The sequence below is a fragment of the Brevundimonas nasdae genome (assembly GCF_019395145.1).
Classification (GTDB): Bacteria; Pseudomonadota; Alphaproteobacteria; order Caulobacterales; family Caulobacteraceae; genus Brevundimonas; species Brevundimonas nasdae.
In genome coordinates, this window is sequence record NZ_CP080034.1 from 2369291 (window position 1) to 2387782 (window position 18492).

19 protein-coding genes, 1 tRNA gene and 1 riboswitch are annotated in these 18492 nt (G+C 67.9%); of the genes, 10 read left to right on the forward strand and 10 right to left on the reverse strand.

What is annotated here, in order from left to right; genetic code table 11:
• Positions 1 to 5: 5 nt before the first annotated feature.
• Positions 6 to 839 carry a DUF3298 and DUF4163 domain-containing protein gene (locus KWG56_RS11570; RefSeq protein WP_219354869.1) on the forward strand — a complete coding sequence of 278 codons (834 nt, stop codon included), beginning with the start codon at positions 6 to 8 and terminating at the stop codon, positions 837 to 839.
• Between the two features lie 65 nt (positions 840 to 904).
• Here KWG56_RS11570 and KWG56_RS11575 read toward each other — a convergent pair whose 3' ends face one another.
• Together KWG56_RS11575 and KWG56_RS11580 are read right to left on the reverse strand one after the other, a co-directional pair.
• Complete coding sequence (locus KWG56_RS11575; RefSeq protein ID WP_219354870.1) at positions 905 to 1108, reverse strand: helix-turn-helix transcriptional regulator; 204 nt, start codon at positions 1106 to 1108, stop codon at positions 905 to 907.
• Positions 1105 to 1503 carry a hypothetical protein gene (locus tag KWG56_RS11580; protein WP_201096490.1) on the reverse strand — a complete coding sequence of 133 codons (399 nt, stop codon included), beginning with the start codon at positions 1501 to 1503 and terminating at the stop codon, positions 1105 to 1107. The genes KWG56_RS11575 and KWG56_RS11580 overlap by 4 nt, the downstream gene beginning before the upstream one ends.
• Before the next feature lie 136 nt (positions 1504 to 1639).
• Between KWG56_RS11580 and KWG56_RS11585 the strand changes: the two genes are divergently transcribed.
• Positions 1640 to 2290: a class I SAM-dependent methyltransferase gene (locus KWG56_RS11585; protein ID WP_219354871.1), complete on the forward strand. Its 651-nt coding sequence runs from the start codon at positions 1640 to 1642 to the stop codon at positions 2288 to 2290.
• A 3-nt stretch (positions 2291 to 2293) separates the two neighbouring features.
• Here KWG56_RS11585 and KWG56_RS11590 read toward each other — a convergent pair whose 3' ends face one another.
• The gene (locus tag KWG56_RS11590) at positions 2294 to 2959 is read right to left on the reverse strand and encodes a type 1 glutamine amidotransferase domain-containing protein (protein WP_280638379.1); all 666 of its coding nucleotides are present in this window, start codon (positions 2957 to 2959) and stop codon (positions 2294 to 2296) included.
• Between KWG56_RS11590 and KWG56_RS11595 the strand changes: the two genes are divergently transcribed.
• The 3 genes from KWG56_RS11595 (at position 2958) to pgm (ending at position 6012) form a co-directional block, all read left to right on the forward strand.
• Positions 2958 to 3347 carry a hypothetical protein gene (locus tag KWG56_RS11595; RefSeq protein ID WP_219354872.1) on the forward strand — a complete coding sequence of 130 codons (390 nt, stop codon included), beginning with the start codon at positions 2958 to 2960 and terminating at the stop codon, positions 3345 to 3347. The two genes, KWG56_RS11590 and KWG56_RS11595, sit on opposite strands and share 2 nt — an antisense overlap.
• A gap of 64 nt (positions 3348 to 3411) precedes the next feature.
• Positions 3412 to 4266: a KPN_02809 family neutral zinc metallopeptidase gene (ypfJ, locus tag KWG56_RS11600; RefSeq protein WP_201096482.1), complete on the forward strand. Its 855-nt coding sequence runs from the start codon at positions 3412 to 3414 to the stop codon at positions 4264 to 4266.
• A gap of 108 nt (positions 4267 to 4374) precedes the next feature.
• Positions 4375 to 6012, forward strand: coding sequence for a phosphoglucomutase (alpha-D-glucose-1,6-bisphosphate-dependent) (gene pgm / locus KWG56_RS11605; protein ID WP_219354873.1), 1638 nt, complete (start codon positions 4375 to 4377; stop codon positions 6010 to 6012).
• 79 nt (positions 6013 to 6091) lie between these two features.
• Here pgm and KWG56_RS11610 read toward each other — a convergent pair whose 3' ends face one another.
• On the reverse strand, positions 6092 to 7039 hold the full coding sequence (locus KWG56_RS11610; protein WP_219354874.1) for a retropepsin-like aspartic protease: 948 nt from the start codon (positions 7037 to 7039) through the stop codon (positions 6092 to 6094).
• A 222-nt stretch (positions 7040 to 7261) separates the two neighbouring features.
• Here KWG56_RS11610 and thrC point away from each other — a divergent pair, with 222 nt between their 5' ends.
• Positions 7262 to 8656, forward strand: a complete 1395-nt coding sequence (gene thrC / locus KWG56_RS11615; RefSeq protein ID WP_219354875.1) for a threonine synthase — start codon at positions 7262 to 7264, stop codon at positions 8654 to 8656.
• Between the two features lie 6 nt (positions 8657 to 8662).
• Here the strand turns inward: thrC and KWG56_RS11620 are convergent, their stop codons facing one another.
• The 3 genes from KWG56_RS11620 to KWG56_RS11630 form a co-directional block, all read right to left on the reverse strand.
• The gene (locus KWG56_RS11620) at positions 8663 to 8980 is read right to left on the reverse strand and encodes a CsbD family protein (protein ID WP_201096476.1); all 318 of its coding nucleotides are present in this window, start codon (positions 8978 to 8980) and stop codon (positions 8663 to 8665) included.
• A gap of 111 nt (positions 8981 to 9091) precedes the next feature.
• Complete coding sequence (gene thrB, locus KWG56_RS11625; RefSeq protein WP_219354876.1) at positions 9092 to 10036, reverse strand: homoserine kinase; 945 nt, start codon at positions 10034 to 10036, stop codon at positions 9092 to 9094.
• Positions 10037 to 10039: 3 nt separating this feature from the next.
• Complete coding sequence (locus KWG56_RS11630) at positions 10040 to 11776, reverse strand: amino acid kinase family protein (RefSeq protein WP_201096394.1); 1737 nt, start codon at positions 11774 to 11776, stop codon at positions 10040 to 10042.
• A gap of 406 nt (positions 11777 to 12182) precedes the next feature.
• A riboswitch (SAM riboswitch) is annotated at positions 12183 to 12298 on the forward strand.
• Positions 12299 to 12376: 78 nt separating this feature from the next.
• On the opposite strand from KWG56_RS11630, the gene metX reads away from it, so the two are divergent.
• From metX to KWG56_RS11650, 4 genes are all read left to right on the forward strand, one after another.
• Positions 12377 to 13417, forward strand: a complete 1041-nt coding sequence (metX, locus tag KWG56_RS11635) for a homoserine O-succinyltransferase MetX (protein WP_219354877.1) — start codon at positions 12377 to 12379, stop codon at positions 13415 to 13417.
• Entirely contained in the window at positions 13414 to 14595 is a 1182-nt protein-coding gene (metB, locus tag KWG56_RS11640; protein ID WP_201096392.1) for a cystathionine gamma-synthase, read from the forward strand. Before metX ends, metB begins: the two co-directional genes overlap by 4 nt.
• A 50-nt stretch (positions 14596 to 14645) precedes the next feature.
• Positions 14646 to 14720: transfer RNA gene (locus KWG56_RS11645), tRNA-Glu, on the forward strand.
• Positions 14721 to 15028: 308 nt separating this feature from the next.
• Positions 15029 to 15295, forward strand: coding sequence for a hypothetical protein (locus KWG56_RS11650; protein WP_201096391.1), 267 nt, complete (start codon positions 15029 to 15031; stop codon positions 15293 to 15295).
• A gap of 6 nt (positions 15296 to 15301) precedes the next feature.
• On the opposite strand, the gene KWG56_RS11655 is transcribed toward KWG56_RS11650, so the two are convergent.
• The 3 genes from KWG56_RS11655 to KWG56_RS11665 form a co-directional block, all read right to left on the reverse strand.
• Positions 15302 to 16255, reverse strand: a complete 954-nt coding sequence (locus KWG56_RS11655; RefSeq protein ID WP_201096390.1) for a hypothetical protein — start codon at positions 16253 to 16255, stop codon at positions 15302 to 15304.
• Entirely contained in the window at positions 16252 to 17412 is a 1161-nt protein-coding gene (gene carA, locus KWG56_RS11660) for a glutamine-hydrolyzing carbamoyl-phosphate synthase small subunit (RefSeq protein WP_219354878.1), read from the reverse strand. Before carA ends, KWG56_RS11655 begins: the two co-directional genes overlap by 4 nt.
• A gap of 231 nt (positions 17413 to 17643) precedes the next feature.
• Entirely contained in the window at positions 17644 to 18423 is a 780-nt protein-coding gene (locus KWG56_RS11665; RefSeq protein ID WP_244999490.1) for a ZIP family metal transporter, read from the reverse strand.
• Positions 18424 to 18492: the final 69 nt, after the last annotated feature.

The following is an 18492-nucleotide window of genomic DNA, read 5'->3' on the forward strand; positions in this document are numbered from 1 at the left end:
GCCGCATGTCTCTCTCCACCCGCACCCTGTTGATCGCCGTCGCCGTCACCGCCACCCTCGCCGCCTGCCAGCGTCGCGATGAGAAGCCCGCTGCACCGCCTGCGGCCCCGGACAAGGCGCCCGCAGCCGCCGCCGCCAGCACGACGCCGACCGCCTATGACAGCAAGAACCAGTATGCGACGGTCAAGCTGGCCCTGCCCGCAGGCGTGACCGACAAGCCCGAACTTCAAGGTCCGCTGTACGCCGACGCGGTGCGCGAACTGAACCAGTTCTCAGAAGGCGCTCAGGCCGATCTGAGCGAGGCGGGCGCAGGCCCCAATCCTTATGAGAAGTCGATCACCTATTCGCAGGGCGGCGAAAGCGGCAAGCTCTTCAGCCTGGCGCGCACCAATTTCGAATACACCGGCGGCGCCCACCCCAATCAGACCTATGCCGCGGTCATCTGGGACAAGGGCCTGAAGAAGCGGATCGGCTTCAATGACCTGTTCCGTCCGGGCGCCGACCTGTCGGTGTTGGACAAGGCCCTGTGCGATGCGGCCAACGCCGCCAAACAGGCCCGTTCGCCGGGTTCCGAGCGCGTCAGCGTCGGCGGTAAGGGCATGTGGTCCTGCCCCAAGGCCAGCGCGACGCCCTTCGTCCTGACCCCTGGCTCGACGCCGGGCAAGGTGGGCGGGATCACCTTCCTGTTCGATTCCTACCAGATCGGCCCCCACTCTGACGGCGACTACTGGCTGGCCGTGCCGCAGGCCGCCTTCCGCAGCCTTCTGGCCCCCGCATACGCCGACGAGTTCGCAGGCGCCCCGGTCAAGGCCGGGGACGTGACGCCCAAGGCTGGCTGATCCCTCATGGCTCACCCTCCTCGCCCCTGCGGCGAGGAGGGTGAGTGTCAGGTTAAACTGACACCCTAGATCGGCGTGTGCGGGTTCTCGAAGATGTCCTCGACCGGGCGCTGGAACGTCGCGGCGATGCGGTAGGCCAGGTCCAGCGACGGATCGTGCCGTTCCGTCTCCAGGGCGATGATCGCCTGTCGCGAGACGCCCAGCGCCTGTCCCAACTGTTCCTGGGTCCAGCCGCGTTCGACCCGCAGCAGCTTCAGCCGGTTCTTCATTTGCTGGACTTGATGAACAGGGCGCTGGCGCCGAAGAAGAACCACATCACCGCATAGGCCAGCCAGCCCGGCAGGTGCTGGGCGCCGGCGAAGGTTTCAAGAAACCCCCAGACCGACCACAGGGCGAAGGTCAGACAGGCCGCCACGATGAAGCGTTTGGCCATCAACGCCCGCAGAAACTCGTCGGTTCTGCGGAAGAAGTCCAGTGTGAAGACCAGCTGCGCCGTGATCGCCAGCCCCGGCAGGATCGAGGCTGCATACAGCGGCCAGCCGTGCAGCCAGCCCTGATTGACGCCCACGCTGACCCCCGCGACGGACAGACCGTAAAAGCCCATCGAAAGCCCCGTTCCCCAGCCATAGCGCGTGTCCCGCGGTCCACATTCCAGGTTCACCATCAGCCTGTCCCTTCCCATCTTTTTGTGAGGACAACCTGACATCGCTGAAATGTAATGTCAACCTGACTTAATGTCAGGCCAGCCCAACATTGCACGGCCCGCTTCCCGCCGCGCCTACTCCGGTCTATGCAGCCCCATGATCGTCGCCGACCCCGCCGCCTTCATCCGCGAGAACACCCGGCTGCAGCCCGTGCCGCACGCGCCGGAGATCAGCCTGTGGCTGGCCGACGAGATCACCCCGATCTGGCGTCTGACGGAGGAGGAGCTGGGCGAGATGGGCGTGCCGCCGCCCTTCTGGGCCTTCGCCTGGGCGGGCGGTCAGGCGCTGAGCCGCTATGTTCTGGACCATCCGCACGAGGTTGCGGGCAAGCGGGTGCTGGATTTCGCGGCGGGATCGGGCCTGGTCGGGGTGGCGGCGATGAAGGCAGGCGCGGCGTCGGTCCTGTGCGCCGACATCGACCCCTTCTGTCAGGCGGCCGTCGCGGCCAATGCCGCCGCCAACGCCGTGACCCTGGCCTTCACCGGCCAGAACCTGCTGGACGCCCCGCCGCCCGATGTCGATGTCATCTGCGCGGGCGACATCTGTTACGAGAAACCGATGACCCAGGCGGTCCTGGCCTGGCTGGCCCAGGCCCGCGCCCAGGGCGTGCGCGTTTTGATCGGCGATCCCGGCCGCACCTATTTCCCGCGCACCGGCCTGGACTTCCTGGCCGAATACCGCGTGCCGACGACGCGGGAGCTGGAGGATCAGGAGATCAAGCGCGCGTCCGTCTGGTCGATGCCGTAAGCCTCAGCCGCCCTGATGGCGGCCCTCGGCGAATTCCTCGATCATCCTGGCGTTGAAGGCGGGGATGTCATCGGGATTGCGGCTGGTGACCAGCCCATTGTCCACCACCGCCGCCTCATCGACCACATTGGCTCCGGCGTTCTTCAGGTCCGTGCGCAGGCTGGGATAGCTGGTCAGGGTGCGCCCCTTCACCACCCCGGCCTCGATCAGCAGCCAGGGCGCATGACAGATGGCGGCGACCGGCTTTCCCGCATCGAAGAAGGCGCGGACGAACTTCACCGCATCGGCGTCAGCGCGCAGCTGATCGGGATTGGCCACCCCGCCCGGCAGCAGCAGCGCGGCGTAATCCGAGGCCTGCACGTCCGCCACCGCCTTGTCCGCCGTCACCTTGTCGCCCGGCGTCAGGTGGTTGAAGCCCTGAAACGGCCCGGCCTTCAGCGACACGATCTCGACGGCGGCGCCCGCCGCCTTCAGCGCCTTCACCGGTTCGGTCAGTTCGATCAGCTCCACGCCGTCGGTCGCCAGGACAGCGACGGTCTTTCCCGACAGGGATTGGGTCATGACAGTGCTCCATTTCATCTGAATGTGGTCCTGCAATGAACCCGCGCCGCTCCAGACGGTTGCTGCGGCGCTTGGCGGCAGGCCGCCCGCCCCCATATGAGCGGCCATGAAGGGTCCGCCATTTCTGATCGCATCCGGCCTGATCGCCGCCGCCCTCGCCAGCCCGGCCGGCGCCCAGACCTATCAGCCGCCCTATGCCGCCTATCCGGGCGGCGCCCCTGCGGCCATCGCCGACCAGCACCGCTATGAGAACGACCGCCTTCGCAATCAGGCCGAGACCAACGCCGCCTTCGCCCGACAGCTTCAGACCGAAACCCAGTTGCGCCGTCTGGAGATCGAGGCGGCCCGCCAGCCCACGCTGACGCCCGCACCCCAGGCCCGGCCGCTGTATTCGCTGGAGCAGGAACGCAGCCTGCGTGAAGGGGCTGCGGCCCGTCTTGAACAGACCCAATCCGGCATGAAACAGATCGACGACTGGCTGGATCGCCCCCGCTGACGCATCCCTTCCCTTCCACCCGCGTTCGGGCCTAGCTTAGGTCATCAGACGAGGGGAAACGCAGATGCGTTGGCAAGGCGGACGGACGGGCGGCGGCGGCGTCGAGGATCGGCGCGGGCTTGGGGGCGGGGCGATTGCGGGCGGCGGCATCGGCGTCGGCGTGCTGGCCCTGATCGGCTATTTCTTCTTCGGCATTGATCCCTCGACAACCACGCAGCTGGCCAGCCAGCTGGGCGGCGTCGGCGCCTCGGAACAGCAGGGCCAGGTCGGCACGCCCGAGGATCAGGCCGGGCGGTTCGTCGATGTGATCGGCGGCAACATCAACGACGTCTGGGCGCAGAAGCTGAACGGCTACACCCCGCCCAAGGTGGTCATCTACACCCAGGGCACCCCGACCGGCTGCGGCATGGGCCAATCGGCGATGGGTCCCTTCTATTGCCCGACTGACAGGACCGTCTATCTGGACCTCGGCTTCTGGCAGGAGATGGAGACCAAGCTGGGTGCGTCCGGCGCCGACTTCGCCCGCGCCTATGTCATCGCCCACGAGTTCGGCCACCACGTCCAGACCCTGACCGGCACCTCGGATCAGGTCCGCCGCGCCCAGCAGCGGGCGCGCGGCCAAGGCGAGGCCAATCAGTATTCCGTCGCGCTGGAGCTTCAGGCCGACTGCTACGCGGGCGTGTGGGCCAAGAACGCCGCCGCCGTCTCCAACGGCCAGGTCGCCCTGGAGCCGGGCGACATCGAGGAAGGCATGAAGACCGCCCAGGCCATCGGCGACGACACCCTGCAACGCCGCGCGGGCGGCCGCGTCTCGCCCGAAAGCTTCACCCACGGTTCCTCGGCCCAGCGGGTCGAATGGCTGCAGCGCGGCTATCAGTCGGGCGATCCGGCGGCCTGCGACACATTCAGCGGCGCCTGACCGCGCGTAATCCCACGGTTGCAAAGCTTGGCCATAAGGCGGATGTCGGCCCGATGTCCGCCTTCGCTCATGCGTTGAACCCGACGCCCAGACCTATAGATTGATCCCATGCATGACCGCGCCGGCCAACTGGCCCGACCTGAAGACCTGATCGACCTGGACGCCCTGCTTGGCGCCTATCAGACGATCCGACCCGACATGAGCGACCCGGCCCAGCGCGTCGTCTTCGGCACCTCGGGCCATCGCGGGTCCAGCCTGGACGGCGCCTTCAACCAGACGCACATCCTGGCCATCGCCCAGTCGATCGCCGAATATCGCGCGGCTCAGGGGATCACCGGCCCGCTGTTCGTCGGGCGCGATCCGCACGGCCTGTCCGAACCCGCCTGGCGCACCACGCTGGAGGTGCTGATCGCCAACGGGGTCGAGGTGCTGATCGACGCCCGCGACGGCTTCACCCCCACGCCCGCCGTGTCCCACGCCATCCTGGCCCACAACCGCATCAATACGCGGCAGGCGGACGGCGTCCTGATCACCCCGTCGCACAATCCGCCCCGCGACGGCGGCATCAAATACAATCCCCCATCCGGCGGCCCGGCGGGCGGCGACGCCACCGGCGCCATCGCCGCGCGCGCCAATCAGCTGATCGAGAACGGCAACAAGGACGTGCGCCGCGTCCCCTTCGCCAAGGCCTATGCCGAGGCGGGCCGGTTCGATTTTCTGGCGGCCTATATCGACGACCTGCCCAGCGTGCTGGATCTGAATATCATCCGCGACGCCGGGGTCCGCATCGGCGCCGATCCGCTGGGCGGCGCCGCGGTCGACTATTGGGGTCAGATCGCGGATCGCCACCGCCTGAACCTGACCGTCGTCAATGAGGCCGTCGATCCGCGCTGGGCCTTCATGCCGCTGGATGCGGACGGCAAGATCCGCATGGACTGCTCGTCCCCCTCGGCCATGGCCAATCTGATCAGGATCATGCAGGGCGGCGCGGCCTATGACGTGGCCACCGGCAATGACGCCGACGCCGACCGGCACGGCATCGTCACGCCCGACAGCGGCCTGATGAACCCCAACCATTTCCTGGCCGCCGCCATCGCCTATCTGTTCGCCAACCGTCCCGGCTGGGGCGCGGACGTGGCGGTGGGCAAGACCTTGGTGTCATCGTCGATGATCGACCGGGTCGTCGCCGGGCTGGGCCGCCGCCTGCTGGAGGTGCCGGTCGGCTTCAAATATTTCGTGCCGGGCCTTCTGGACGGCAGCGTCGGTTTCGGCGGCGAGGAATCGGCGGGCGCCTCCTTCCTGCGTCGCGACGGCACGGTGTGGTCCACAGACAAGGACGGCATTCTTCTGTGCCTGCTGGCCGCCGAGATCCAGGGCCGCACGGGCCAAAGCGCCAGCCAGCTCTATACGGGCCTGACCGACCAGTACGGCGCCCCCGCCTACGCCCGCGTCGATGCGCCTGCGACCCGCGAGCAGAAGGCCCGCCTCGGCGCCCTCAGCCCGGCGGATGTGGCCGCAAAGACCCTGGGCGGCGAGCCGATCACCGCCATCCTGACCAAGGCCCCCGGCAATGACGAACCCATCGGCGGCCTGAAGGTCACCACCGCCAACGCCTGGTTCGCCGCCCGCCCGTCAGGCACCGAGGATGTCTATAAGATCTACGCCGAATCCTTCCACGGCCCTGACCATCTGGCCCAGGTGCAGGCCGAGGCGCGCGACGTGGTGGCGACAGCGCTGAAGGGCTGATCGCCCTCCCTTTTCGTCATTCCGGGTTCGCCCTTCGGACGCCCCGGAATGACGATTCTAGGGTGAATGTCGATTAAACCTAACGCCCCACCGTGATCTCCAGCGGGCGCGTCATGAACAGCCTCGGCCCGCCCAGATCCAGCACGACACGGCGGTCCTCAAACGCCGCCATGCCGATCAAGGCCTTGGGAAATCCCGGCACAGCGACATTGTCATAGATGGCCACCGACGCCTGACGATGCAGCTCATTGCCAATCGTCAGCGTGCGGACGGTGACCGTCTCGGCCCCGACGACGCCGCCCAGAACGATGCTCTGGCCCGGCGTGCGCTCACGGCCGTCGATCAGGCCGACCATCTCTGCGGTCTCTCGCGTCACGGCCAGCAGGGCCGACGCCCCGGTATCCACCACCGCCTCGACCTCGGCGCCCTCGACGGTGATCGAGGCCTGCAGCGCCTTGCCCGCGCGGGTCACTTCGACGGCGGCCAGATCGCGTGACGGGGTCCAGCCCTCGCGTCTCAGGAACCGCACCCGTTTCTGCGTGGTGTCCAGTTCCAGCACCAGGTTGCGCAGCACGTCCTGGCCCAGGATCAGGGGCGCCGCCAGCCCGTCGTCGCTGGCCAGCGGCCCCAGCCCCAGAATGGCGGCGCGCAGGCCTTCCAGCCGCATGGCCCCGACGGCGACATCCAGCGTCGTGCCGCGCCCCACCTGCGCCTCGCCGCCCACGCCGTAAGCCACCATCGGAATATTGAACCTGTGGGTCAGGCCCAGGGTCGCGACCAGCGAACGGTCGATCACCGAATACTGCGCCCCGGAATCGATCAGCGCCCGCACCCGCTGGCCGCTGATCGTCACCTCCACGGTCGGCGTCGCGGCGCGCGGCTCGGCATAGGTCATCCAGCCCGACGATCCATCCGCTGGAAAGACGATGGCGGGTTCACGCCACAGCACATGGTCGCGCAGCCACCAGGCCCCGCCCACGCCCCCGGCGACCAGCCCCAGGCGGATCAGAAGATCGCGTCGTCTCATGACCAATCCCATGGACTGTCACGGCGTGCGACGCCAGCAGGGGAATGGTCGCGCGCACCGGAAGGCGGCGCCTGCACCGCCGTTTTCAGGCAGGAATTTGCACCTCCGGCCCGCAACGCCCCCGGATGTGCGGAACGAAAAACCCAAACCCGCAAAAACCCGACAAAATCGCCCAAAAACCGGATGACGCCGCCGCCCCGTCTGGCTACGACCTCAGACATCATGAGCACCTCCAGCGCCCGTTACATCTCGACCCGCGGCAAATCGCCCGAAACCGACTTCGCCGACGCCCTGCTGCGCGGCATCGCCCCCGACGGCGGCCTCTATATGCCGACCGCCTGGCCGGCCCTGTCGTCCGATGCCTGGACCAAGGGCGCCGACTACAAGACCATCGCGCTGGAAGCGATTTCCCCCTTCATCGGCGACGCCCTGCCTAAGGGCGCGCTGGACCGGGCGCTGGACCGCCTGACCGCCGGGTTCGACCATCCGCTGGTGACGCCGTTGGTCGAGCTGGAGCCCGGCCTGTTCGTGCTGGAGCTGTTCCACGGCCCGACCGCCGCCTTCAAGGATCTGGCGATGCAACTGGTCGCCGCCCTGACTGACGAGGCGCTGACGGCATCCGGCGAACGCCTGACCATCCTGACCGCCACCTCCGGCGACACCGGCGCCGCCGCCGTGCGCGCCTTCGCCGGGGCCCAGTCGGTCAATCTGGTCGTGCTGCACCCCCTGGACCGCGTCTCGCCGGTTCAGCGCAAACAGATGACGACGGTCGAGGCCGACAATGTGCTGAACCTGGCCGTACGCGGCGATTTCGACGATTGCCAACGTCTGGTGAAGGGTTTGCTGGCCGAGGAATCCCTGCGTCAGGCGGGGCGTCTGTCCTCGGTCAATTCGATCAACTGGGCGCGTCTTGCGGGTCAGATCCCCTATTATGTCTCGGCCACCGCGCAGCTGGGCGAGGCCGCGACCTTCGTGGTGCCGACCGGCAATTTCGGCGACGCCTTCGCTGGCATCGCCGCGACCAAGATGGGCCTGCCCGCCAGGGGGTTCGTCGCCGCCGTCAACCAGAACGACGCCCTGGCCCGCGCCATCAATGACGGCGTCTATGCCCGCAAGGCGGCGGTCGAAAGCGGCAGCGTGTCGATGGATGTTCAGGCGCCGTCCAACTTCGAACGCCTGGTGTTCGAGGCGACCGGCCGTGACGCCGACGCCACGCGCGCCCTGTTCGAAACCTTCGCGCGCGAGGGGACGGTGACCTTCGACCCCGACCTGCTGTCGGCCCTGTGCGCCGAGGTTTCCGCCGTCTCCATCGACGAGGGCCAGACCCGCGCCGAGATTGCCTACGCCCACAAGACCTGGGGCCGGGTCATCTGCCCGCACACGGCCGTCGCCATCGCGGCGGCGCGCCGTCAGGACCGTTCGAATGGCCCCGTCGTCGCCCTGTCGACCGCCCATCCGTCCAAGTTCGGCGCTTTTGTCTCGGACGTGCTGGGCTTCGATCCCGAACTTGCAAACGTCATCACCGCCCTGGGCGACAAGCCCGAGCGGTTGACGATCATCGACGGAACGATGGAGGCGGCGCTGGACGCCGTGGCGGCCTTCTCAGGCCGCCACTAACGCGGATCAGCGACGGCGCAGGCCGCGCGACACGATGCCCGCCAGAAGCAGGCCGACGCCGGCGACCGACAGAGTCGTCAGCAGCGGCTTTTCACGGGCGGCGGCGGCGACTTCGCGGGCCTTGGGACGATAGTTTTCCGGCGCCTTCTCGACCAGACGATCGACGGCGTCCATCGCCTTGCCGAACTGCTCCAGCGACTTGCCCTTAGCGTCGTTATAGGCGCCTTCGACTTCCAGCTTCTGATCACCGACCAGTTTGCCAAAAGCCTTCTGCGCCTTGCCCTGCACCTGCGAGGCGGCGCCGTTGATCTGTTCGTCAGTCATGATTGGACCTTATCTTCGAGGTGAGGTTCGGGGAGAGCGGTCATCCCACCGCATGACTTGTTGAAGCCCCAAACCGCCATTCGGTTCCAAGCGTGACCTTAAGGTGCGACGTCAGGCCGTTTCGACCGCGCGCCAGTGCTCCAGGCGCCTCAGGAAGACCGCCGGGTCCTTGGGCGTCACCAGTTTGGAGGGGTCGTGGAAGATGCGGTCGTGCAGGCGCGTCAGGGTGAACCGCAGGGCCGCCGCCTCGCCCAGTCTGGGCAGGGCCGCCCGCTCTGCGTCGCTAAGCGGGCGCACGGATTCATAGCCGCGCTGGAAGGCGGCGATGGCGCCCGGCATGGCCCGTCCTTCGGCGTCGAAGCCCCAGGCCGACAGGGCGATGGCCAGATCATAGGCGAAGGCGCCGTTGCAGCCGAAATAGAAGTCGATGACCGCCGACACCTGTCCGCCCTCGAACAGGATGTTGTCGGGGAAATAGTCGGCATGGATCGGCCCGCCCGGCAGGTCGGCGCCGAACACATCACCCAGGCGCGCCAGAGCCGCCTCGACCTGATCCAGCAGCACCCGGTCCTCGCCCGACGCCCCCGCCGCGCAACGGTCGGCCAGACGTCGCCACATGGCCGGTCCCACCGGGTTCTCGCGCTGGATTTCGAAGCCCGCCGCCGTCTGGTGCAGGCGCGCCAGAACCGCGCCCGCCGCCGCCTGATCAGCCTCTGACGGATGGCGCAGCCAGGCGCCGGTCTTCCATTCGATCACCGCCGCCGCCCGTCCGTTCAGACGCCCCAGCCAGGCGCCCGCCCTGTCTTCGATCGGCGTCGGGCAGGGAAAGCCGCGCGCCGCCAGATGGGCGGTCAGCCCCAGACAGAAGGGCAGAGACGCCTCGTCCGTGCGCCCCTCGAACAGGGTCAGGACGAAACGGCCGTTCGCCGTCTCCAGCCGATAGTTGGTGTTCTCCACCCCCTCGGCGATGGGCGTCAGTTCGACCACCTCGCCCAGGTCGTACCCGGCCAGGAAGCCCTTGGCCTCGTCAATGGAGACAGGGGTGAAGACAGCCATGATCTAGTTCAGGCCTGCATCGGCGCGGCGCAGGCGCACGATTTCCGCCAGATCGGCCATGATGCTCTCGGTCGTGGCCCAGCGGCCGGCGCCGCGGCCCCGGCAACGCCAGACGCGGCCGTCGGCGCCGTAAACCTTCAGCGCATTGCCCTCGCCCCGCAGGTTGGAGAACAGCGGATCGCCGTGATCGGCGCTCAGCGACACCGAAGGCGTGATGGCCCCGTCCTTCAGATAGGCGGCGCCCAGCTGGCGCACGCCGCCGCTGGCGTCGGTGGCTTCCGTCAGATGATCGCGCGGCACGTCTTCGACCGCAGGAGAGACGCCGAAGGCTTCAAACGCCAGCAGGCGCACCTTGGCCGCCGCATCCAGACCTTCCAGGTCCGACGAGGGGTCCTCCTCGGCGAAGCCCGCCGCACGGGCGTCGGCCAGGGCCTCGGAGAAGGCGGCGCCGTCGCCCAGACGCTCCAGCATGAAGTTGACCGTACCGTTCAGGACGGCCTCGAACCCGACCACCTCGCCCGCCGCGCGGGCGGCGCGGACCGTCTCGACCATCGGCGCGCCGCCGCCGACCGAGGCCGACCAGAAGACGCGTTTTTTCTTGAGCTTGGCCAGGTCCTGCAGGCCGCCCGGATCACGGCTGACCGCCTGTTTGTTGGCGCTGGCCACATCGCAGCCGGCCTCCAGCGCGGCGCGGATCAGGGCGTGACCGGCCTCGCCTTCCGACAGGGCCTCAAGCACGATGTCAGGTTTGCGTGACAGAAGCTCGTCGGCGTCGGCGGTGAACAGCGACTGCGGACAGGCCACGTCGCGCACCTTGTTCGGATTGCGCACCAGCACCCCGACCACGTCATAGCGCGGGTCCGCCAGCAGCCGCCCCAGCACCCCGCCGCCGACCACGCCGCAACCGGCGACCGCCACCTTCAGCGGCGGCAGGGCGGGCGCAGGGCCGGGGGGCGCCGAGCGTTCGCCGATGACCGTGCCGTCGGCCCGGTCCAGGGCCGCGACCTCGATCTCCACGCCCCGGCTTTCGCCCAGGTCGATGGCGTCATGCTGCACCAGCGCGCCGCCCAGCTTGCGCGCCACATCCCAAGAGGCGCGGCGGTAACGCAGGGCCGGGGCGGCGTGATCGTTCGGGTCGTGGTCGTACAGGCCGTCAACATCCTTGACCAGGCGCACCTTGTTCAGACCCAGCTCCGCCGCCAGGAACACCGCCGTCAGATCCGATCCGCCGCGTCCCAGCAGCGCCACCTTGCCGTCCGACTTCACGGCGCCGAAGCCGGGAACCACCACCACCTCGTGCCGGTCCAGCGCCTGTTTCAGATGATCGGGACGCAGGCCGCTGGGGCGCGAATGCTCCGGCTCGCCCTCGGCGACGATGCCCAGCTCCCTGACCGACAGGGCGCAGGCGTCCAGGCCGATCCGGTCGCAGGCGATGGCCACCAGGGCCGCCGACTTCTCCTCGCCCAGCGCCACATAGCCGGGCAGCAGGTCGTTGGAATGCGACAGGCCCAGCGCGCGCGCCTCGGCCAGCAGCCGGTCCGTCGCCCCGCCAAAGGCCGAAACCACCGCCACCACCTTACGCCCGGCCCGCACATGGCCATAGACGGCGGATGCGACCAGCGGCGCCTCGGCCGGGCTGCGCAGGATGGACGAACCGAACTTCAGCACCACGACCTCGGCGGTCTGGGCGGCTAAGGCCGGTTTCTCAGGGTTCTCTACGACAGCGAGTGAGACGGACATCGGGTTTCTCGGGTTTCGGTGGGGTGCGTGGGGTCAAATCAAAAAACCCCGCCTGGCGATCCGGGCGGGGTTGGGGTTCTGCCTTGCCGGGGTTCCGGCGTGCTAAACTCGTCCCGCCCTGGGGGGCATGGTGGTGGTCGTACCGGTGATAATCATGCCGAAGGGCGTCGCGGTGAGCGCGACGGCGGAAGTTGCGGCGATGATCGAGCGCTGTTGCACAGACGGGATCCGGTTAAATCTGAGCCTTAGGGTGATGGCTCGCCCCCCATCCTGTCAAGCGCGCTTGGATGAATTTTTCGTCGCGTGGGATTTTCGGTCCATTTCACCCCTTCAACCTGCGCAGCATCCCTAATGTGGGGTGGAATTTTTCTCTTGACGAAATGACGCGCTGCAACCAACGTAAAGTCACTCATCAAGACCAGCCGAGGGATTAGGCCCTTTGACGCTGGGGCAACCATCGGACTAACCCTCCGAAACGGTGCCAACTCCTGCGAGATCCCTCGGGATCGCGAGAGATGAGTGGAGCATCGACGAGGCGACGCTCCACGATCTGTCACCGCATCGAGAACTTGCTGAGGCGAGACGATGCGGAAGACGATGATGACCCTTGCTGAAACATCCCTGCTGGAAGACCCCGACTGTCGGGTCGAGCCGATTGACGCCCCCGTCCGCGAACGGGGCGGCGCGCGTGACGTCATCGTCGCCATTCCCGCCGACTTCCGCCTGGCCTCAGGCGAAAAACTGAACCAGCCCAACATCGTAGGCCGTCTGCACGGCCGTGCAGGCGCGCCTGTCGTGGTCGTCGCCGGCGGCATTTCAGCCGGTCGTTTCGTCCACCGGACCGAGACCAACGGCCTGGGCTGGTGGTCGGGCGCCGTGTCGGTGCGCGGCCCCATCGACCTGTCGCGCTATCAGGTCCTGGCCGTGGATTTCGCGCCCGGCGCCGAGTTCCTGGACACCCCCGTCACCATCACCACCCAGGATCAGGCTCGCCTGCTGGGCCTGGTGCTGAACCATCTGAAGATCGAGCGCGTCTCCGCCTTCGTCGGCTGCTCCTACGGCGGCATGGTCGCCCTGGCCTTCGCCGAGCTCTACCCCGACTGGGCCGAGCAACTGATCGTCGTCTCCGCCGCCCACCGCGCCCATCCGCAGGCCACCGCCTGGCGCGGCATCCAGCGCCGCATCCTGCAGTTCGCCGTCGATGCGGGTCGCCCGGAGGAAGGCGTGGCCCTGGCGCGCGAGCTGGCCATGACCACCTACCGCACCGCCGAAGAATTCAACGACCGGTTCGAGACCACCGCCCCCGACGCCGTCGGCGGGGCCTATCCGATCTGCGAATATCTGACCGCGCGCGGCGAGGCCTATCGCACCCACACCACCCCGGCCCGCTGGCTGTCGATGTCCGATTCTCTGGACCGCCACAGCGTCACGCCGGAGAACATCACCACCCCCGTCACCCTGATCGGCTTCACCTCCGACCGTCTGGTGCCGATCGACGACATCCGCGAACTGGCCGCGCGGCTGCCGACCCTGTGGCGCTTCGTCGAAGCCCCCTCCCTCTTTGGCCACGACGCCTTCCTCAAGGAGGACGCCTTCGTCGGCGACATCCTCCGCACCGCCTTCAAGGATATCAAAGCATGACCCGCCGCCCCGCTGATCCGCACACCATCGCCGCCCGCACGGGCGTGGATTCGGACACGGCCCACGGCGCTGTCATGCCGCCGCTCTATCTGTCGTCCAACTATTCCTTCGCCGGCTTCGACCAGAAGCGGAAGTATGACTACAGCCGCTCGGGCAACCCGACCCGCGACGTCCTGGCCGAAACCCTGGCCGAACTGGAGGGCGGCGCAGGCTGCGTCATCACCGCAACCGGGATGGCCGCCGTCGACCTGCCGCTGAGCCTGCTTGTGCCCGGCGACCTGCTGGTCGCGCCGCACGACTGTTACGGCGGCACCTGCCGCCTGCTGACGGCCCGCGCGCGTCAGGGCCACTTCGAGCTGCTGCTGGTCGATCAGGGCGATCCTGAAGCCCTGGAGGCCGCCCTGGCGCTGAAGCCCAAGCTGGTGCTGATCGAAACCCCGTCCAACCCGCTGCTGCGTCTGGTCGATGTCGCCGACATCTGCACCCGCGCCCATGCGGCGGGCGCCAAGGTCGTGTGCGACAACACCTTCCTGTCGCCTGCGCTGCAGAACCCGATCAAGCTGGGCGCCGACTTCGTGGTGCATTCGACGACCAAGTTCATCAACGGCCATTCCGACGTGGTCGGCGGCGCCGTCGTCTCGGCCGATGCTGCGGATCACGAGACCCTGGCCTGGTGGGCCAACTGCACCGGCGTCACCGGCTCGCCCTTCGACGCCTATCTGACCCTGCGCGGCGTGCGCACCCTGTTCGCCCGCATCGAGCGTCAGCAGGCCACGGCCGTCCGCATCGCCGAGCTTTTGGACGCCCACCCGGCGGTCAAGGTCGTTCACTATCCGGGCCTGAAGTCGCACCCGACCCACGCCCTGGTCGCGGCCCAGCAGGCCGGCCCCGGCGCCATGCTCAGCTTTGAGCTGAACGGCGGCACCGACGCGGTGCGCGAACTGGTCGAAGAGCTGGAGATCTTCACCCTGGCCGAATCGCTGGGCGGCGTCGAAAGCCTGATCGCCCACCCGGCCACCATGACCCACGCCGCCATGACGCCGGAGCAGCGGGCCACCGCCGGAATCGGCGACGGCCTGGTGCGCCTGTCGGTCGGATTGGAGCACGTCGAGGACCTGATTGCGGACCTGATCCCGGCTCTGGACGCCCTGGCGCCGCAAAAGGCGGAAGCGGCGTAATTTTTCGCTTGCAGAAGGGGCCGATCCGGGGCAAATGCGCCGCCCCAGCCGGTCCCTTCGTCTATCGGTTAGGACGTCAGGTTTTCAACCTGAAAAGAGGGGTTCGACTCCCCTAGGGACTGCCACTGGAGCATTCAGCATGCTCCAGTCTGATCTGGAGCCTGTTTGACGGCGTCGATGAAATCGCGAGGTGATTTCTTCTCCGCCGATCAGGCTCTGGCCTCACCCGCCGGCTGGGAAACAATCGGGTCGTTGAGCATCTGCTCCGGTCACGGATTAACCAATCAGTAACCAGTATGTCCGGATCGAGGCGGTAAGCCTTTCGATTCATGGACTTTTTTCGGACGCAGTCAGGAACTATCCACAGAGCCTGTGGTTAATTCCACATCTCCTCAGCGCAGAAGCGCACCTTCCTCCTGCATTCGAGACACTGATGTTCATCGCCATCGCCCGCCCGGCGGTGGAGCCCAAAGGCCCCGACGCCGTCGCCGTCCCCGGCTCTCCCGCCATCTTCGAACTGTCGCCCCGCGCGCTTCACGCACGCCTGCTCGAAAACGCCGCACAACGCCGCCTGCGCGGCATGGAGCGGCGGCGTGAGAAACGGATGGACGACGCCGACTATTGGCTGCACGCGGCGCCGATCGCCGTGATGAAGGCCAGCGCCCTGCGCGGCCAGACCGGTTTCTTCGCCCTGCCCTGACGGGCCTCAGCGAAACTCCATCAGATAACGCGACAGCGTCGCCTTCAGCTTGGCCTGCACGCGTGAAAGACCCTGCGGTCCCGTGCGCACACGGTCGCGCGCCTCTGCGCTCCATCGCGCCCGCACCAGGCCCATCAGTTCGGGATGGCGGTCATACTGGTGCACCACCGGACTGATCGAGCCGTCAGGATTGGTGATGCGGTCCTCGTCCACGCCGACGCCGTCGATGCACTGGCCCAGGGTGGCGACCCGCGAATAGTTGGGCCGGACGCAGGCCGCGACCAGCCCCTGATGCACGGCCAGCTCCAGCGAGGCCTGGTCGATGCCGAAGCCCCCGCCGACGCTGGAGCGGGGAATGGCGCCCAGCGTCAGGATCAGGCGGCACAGGCGCGCCACGTCCGCCGCCGGGCCGATGATGGTGCCTGCGCACAGGCACGGCCGGTCGGCGATGGTGTCGGTCACCTCGTCGCCCGCCAGCGCGCGCAGATATTTGGAATGGAAGGGGTTCTGTCCCAGGCTGTGGTCCTCGTCCTCGACGAAGACCTCCAGGCCCGTGATCGGCTGGGCGAAGGGCGAGGCCTGGAACACCACGTCACGCACATCCGTCAGCAGGACGTTGCGCAGCGCAGAACGGCTTTCGATCAGGCGCGCATAGTCGCCGAACCGCGCCACCACCGGCAGGGGCGCCCACCCGGCGCAGGCGGTCGGATCCAGCGTCTCGACGCCCTGCGACGCCAGCCATGCGCGGAAATCAGGATCGGGATCGACGAACAGGCCGACAGGCCCGTCATGCACCGCCCGCAACGAGCGCACGAAGGCCTCGACATCGCACCGGCCATAGCCGGTCGCATAGCCCAGAACCAGGTCGTCGGGGCCGCCCGCAGACGCCGATGCATCCACGGGGGCCAGCGCGCGGGCCAGCCAGCTCAGATAGGTTGAGCGGGCGGCCCCTCGGCTCACGCGCGTTCGATCAGGTCTGCAAACCGGTCGAACAGATAAAGGCTGTCCGTCGGTCCCGGCGAGGCTTCCGGGTGGTGCTGCACGCTGAAGATCGGCTTGTCCTTGACCGCGATGCCGCAGTTGGTGCCGTCAAACAGGCTGACGTGGGTTTCGGTGACGGCCTCCGGCAGGCTGTCGCGGTCGACGGTGAAGCCGTGGTTCATCGACACGATCTCGACCTTGCCCGTCGTCAGATCCTTGACCGGATGGTTGGCGCCGTGGTGCCCCTGCTCCATCTTCACGGTCTTGGCGCCCAGGGCGATGGCCAGCATCTGGTGGCCCAGGCAGATGCCCATCAGGGGCTTGCCGCTGGCGACCAGCTTCTGGATTTCTGGCACGGCGTATTCGCCGGTCGCCGCCGGGTCGCCCGGACCGTTGGACAGGACCACGCCGTCAGGATTGCGGGCCAGAACCTCTTCCGCCGTCGTCGTTGCGGGGACCACGGTGATCTTGACGCCGGTCGAGGCCAGGGCGCGCAGGATGTTGCGCTTCACGCCGTAGTCGACGACGACCACATTCTTGCGCCCCTGCGTCTTGGGGTGGCCCTCCGGCCATTCCCACAGGCCTTCATCCCATTCGAACGCCTGCAGCGTCGAGGCGGGCTTGGCCAGGTCCAGGCCCACCAGCCCAGTCCAGGCCCTGGCCTGGGCGACCAGGGCGTCGAGGTCGAAGTCGCCATTGGGATCGTGGGCGATGACCGCGTGGGGCGCGCCCTTGTCACGGATGATCTTGGTCAGGGCGCGGGTGTCCACGCCCGCCAGGCCGACGACGCCGCGACGCTTCATCCAGTCATCGAAGCTGGCGTCCGAACGATAGTTGGCCGGATCGGTCGGCACGTCGCGGAAGATCGCGCCTCTTGCCGAGGTGTCAGACCCGCCGCCGATCTGTTCGATGTCTTCCAGATTGGTGCCGACATTGCCGACGTGCGGGAAGGTGAAGGCCAGGATCTGGCTCATGTACGACGGGTCAGTCAGGATTTCCTGATAGCCGGTCATGGCGGTGTTGAAGACCACCTCGCCCAGGGCCGAACCGGTCGCGCCGACACCGATTCCCTGCAGGATGGTGCCGTCGGCCAGTGCGAGGACGCCTGTCGCGCCGGGAAGAATCTTCGTCGTCATGGGCGCACTCCTACACGCAAATCCAGCCAGAACCGAGGCAGATCGCCGCAGAGCGTGTTCGCGTCTGCACAGCGACCGCGCGGCGGCCCCCGTGAGATGCAATCATGCTTCGGGCAAACGGCGGCGTCGTTAAGCCCTGCCGCCCCTTCGGTCAACGACCATCGGTGATCGAAGGCGGTTCGATTGCCGGCGCGGCCCCCTCCCGCACTTGTCGGGCGCCGTCGGCGACGCTCATCCAAGCGCGATGTCCAGGAACATCATCCCGACCAGGCCGATCATCAGGCCGATCATGGAGCCGTCGCCCTTGGACTGGTGGCGGGTCTCGGGAATGATCTCGGCGGTGACGACATAGATCATGGCGCCTGCGGCCAGACCCAGCCCCCATGGCAGGGCGCCCGGCATGGCGCCGACCACGCTGGCCCCGATCAGGCCGCCGATCGGCTCGACCAGGCCCGAGGCCAACGCCGCCAGGAAGGCGGCCCATCGGCCATAGCCCAGGGTCGCCATCGCCGCCGAGACGGCCAGCCCCTCCGGCATGTTCTGGATGCCGATGCCGACGGCGGTCGACAGGCCCTGCTGCATGTCGCCGCCGCCGAAGCTGACGCCGACGGCTGCGCCCTCTGGGAAGTTGTGCAGGGTGATGGCGATGATGAACAGCCAGATGCGGCGCGACAGATGCCGCGACCCGGCCGGCCCGATGGCCAGCATGTCGACCGGCGCGAACCGGTTCATCAGCCCGATCACTGTTGCCCCGATCAGCACCGCCCCCGCCATCGTCCCCGCCGCCCAGGCCTGTGACGCGCCGCCCGCCTGCAGCACCTCTACGCCGGGAATGATCAGGGAGAAGAAGGAGGCCGCCAGCATGACCCCGGCGGCGAAGCCCAGCAGCACGCTCTGGGTCTGCACGCCGGGTTTCCTGAAGAACAGCAGCGGCACGGCGCCGACAGCGGTCATCATGCCCGCCGCCAGACTGCCGAGCGCGCCAGCGGCGACCGGGGAAAGGGATTCCATCATTTCACTGGTCTGAGGGGCCAAGCAGCAAGAGACAAGCCTGAATGAGGGCGTTAGAGAAACCGTCAT

What these genes read in the sequence shown, in the direction of transcription:
- thrC (WP_219354875.1), top strand. Translation starts at nt 7,262, where the DNA reads ATGAGCACCTCCAGCGCCCGTTACATCTCGACCCGCGGCAAATCGCCC.
- thrB (WP_219354876.1), bottom strand. Translation starts at nt 10,036, where the DNA reads ATGGCTGTCTTCACCCCTGTCTCCATTGACGAGGCCAAGGGCTTCCTG.
- KWG56_RS11610 (WP_219354874.1), bottom strand. Translation starts at nt 7,039, where the DNA reads ATGAGACGACGCGATCTTCTGATCCGCCTGGGGCTGGTCGCCGGGGGC.
- KWG56_RS11630 (WP_201096394.1), bottom strand. Translation starts at nt 11,776, where the DNA reads ATGTCCGTCTCACTCGCTGTCGTAGAGAACCCTGAGAAACCGGCCTTA.
- KWG56_RS11665 (WP_244999490.1), bottom strand. Translation starts at nt 18,423, where the DNA reads ATGGAATCCCTTTCCCCGGTCGCCGCTGGCGCGCTCGGCAGTCTGGCG.
- KWG56_RS11595 (WP_219354872.1), top strand. Translation starts at nt 2,958, where the DNA reads ATGAAGGGTCCGCCATTTCTGATCGCATCCGGCCTGATCGCCGCCGCC.
- metX (WP_219354877.1), top strand. Translation starts at nt 12,377, where the DNA reads ATGACCCTTGCTGAAACATCCCTGCTGGAAGACCCCGACTGTCGGGTC.
- KWG56_RS11650 (WP_201096391.1), top strand. Translation starts at nt 15,029, where the DNA reads ATGTTCATCGCCATCGCCCGCCCGGCGGTGGAGCCCAAAGGCCCCGAC.
- carA (WP_219354878.1), bottom strand. Translation starts at nt 17,412, where the DNA reads ATGACGACGAAGATTCTTCCCGGCGCGACAGGCGTCCTCGCACTGGCC.
- pgm (WP_219354873.1), top strand. Translation starts at nt 4,375, where the DNA reads ATGCATGACCGCGCCGGCCAACTGGCCCGACCTGAAGACCTGATCGAC.
- KWG56_RS11575 (WP_219354870.1), bottom strand. Translation starts at nt 1,108, where the DNA reads ATGAAGAACCGGCTGAAGCTGCTGCGGGTCGAACGCGGCTGGACCCAG.
- KWG56_RS11620 (WP_201096476.1), bottom strand. Translation starts at nt 8,980, where the DNA reads ATGACTGACGAACAGATCAACGGCGCCGCCTCGCAGGTGCAGGGCAAG.
- ypfJ (WP_201096482.1), top strand. Translation starts at nt 3,412, where the DNA reads ATGCGTTGGCAAGGCGGACGGACGGGCGGCGGCGGCGTCGAGGATCGG.
- KWG56_RS11570 (WP_219354869.1), top strand. Translation starts at nt 6, where the DNA reads ATGTCTCTCTCCACCCGCACCCTGTTGATCGCCGTCGCCGTCACCGCC.
- KWG56_RS11585 (WP_219354871.1), top strand. Translation starts at nt 1,640, where the DNA reads ATGATCGTCGCCGACCCCGCCGCCTTCATCCGCGAGAACACCCGGCTG.
- KWG56_RS11580 (WP_201096490.1), bottom strand. Translation starts at nt 1,503, where the DNA reads ATGGTGAACCTGGAATGTGGACCGCGGGACACGCGCTATGGCTGGGGA.
- KWG56_RS11590 (WP_280638379.1), bottom strand. Translation starts at nt 2,959, where the DNA reads ATGGCCGCTCATATGGGGGCGGGCGGCCTGCCGCCAAGCGCCGCAGCA.
- metB (WP_201096392.1), top strand. Translation starts at nt 13,414, where the DNA reads ATGACCCGCCGCCCCGCTGATCCGCACACCATCGCCGCCCGCACGGGC.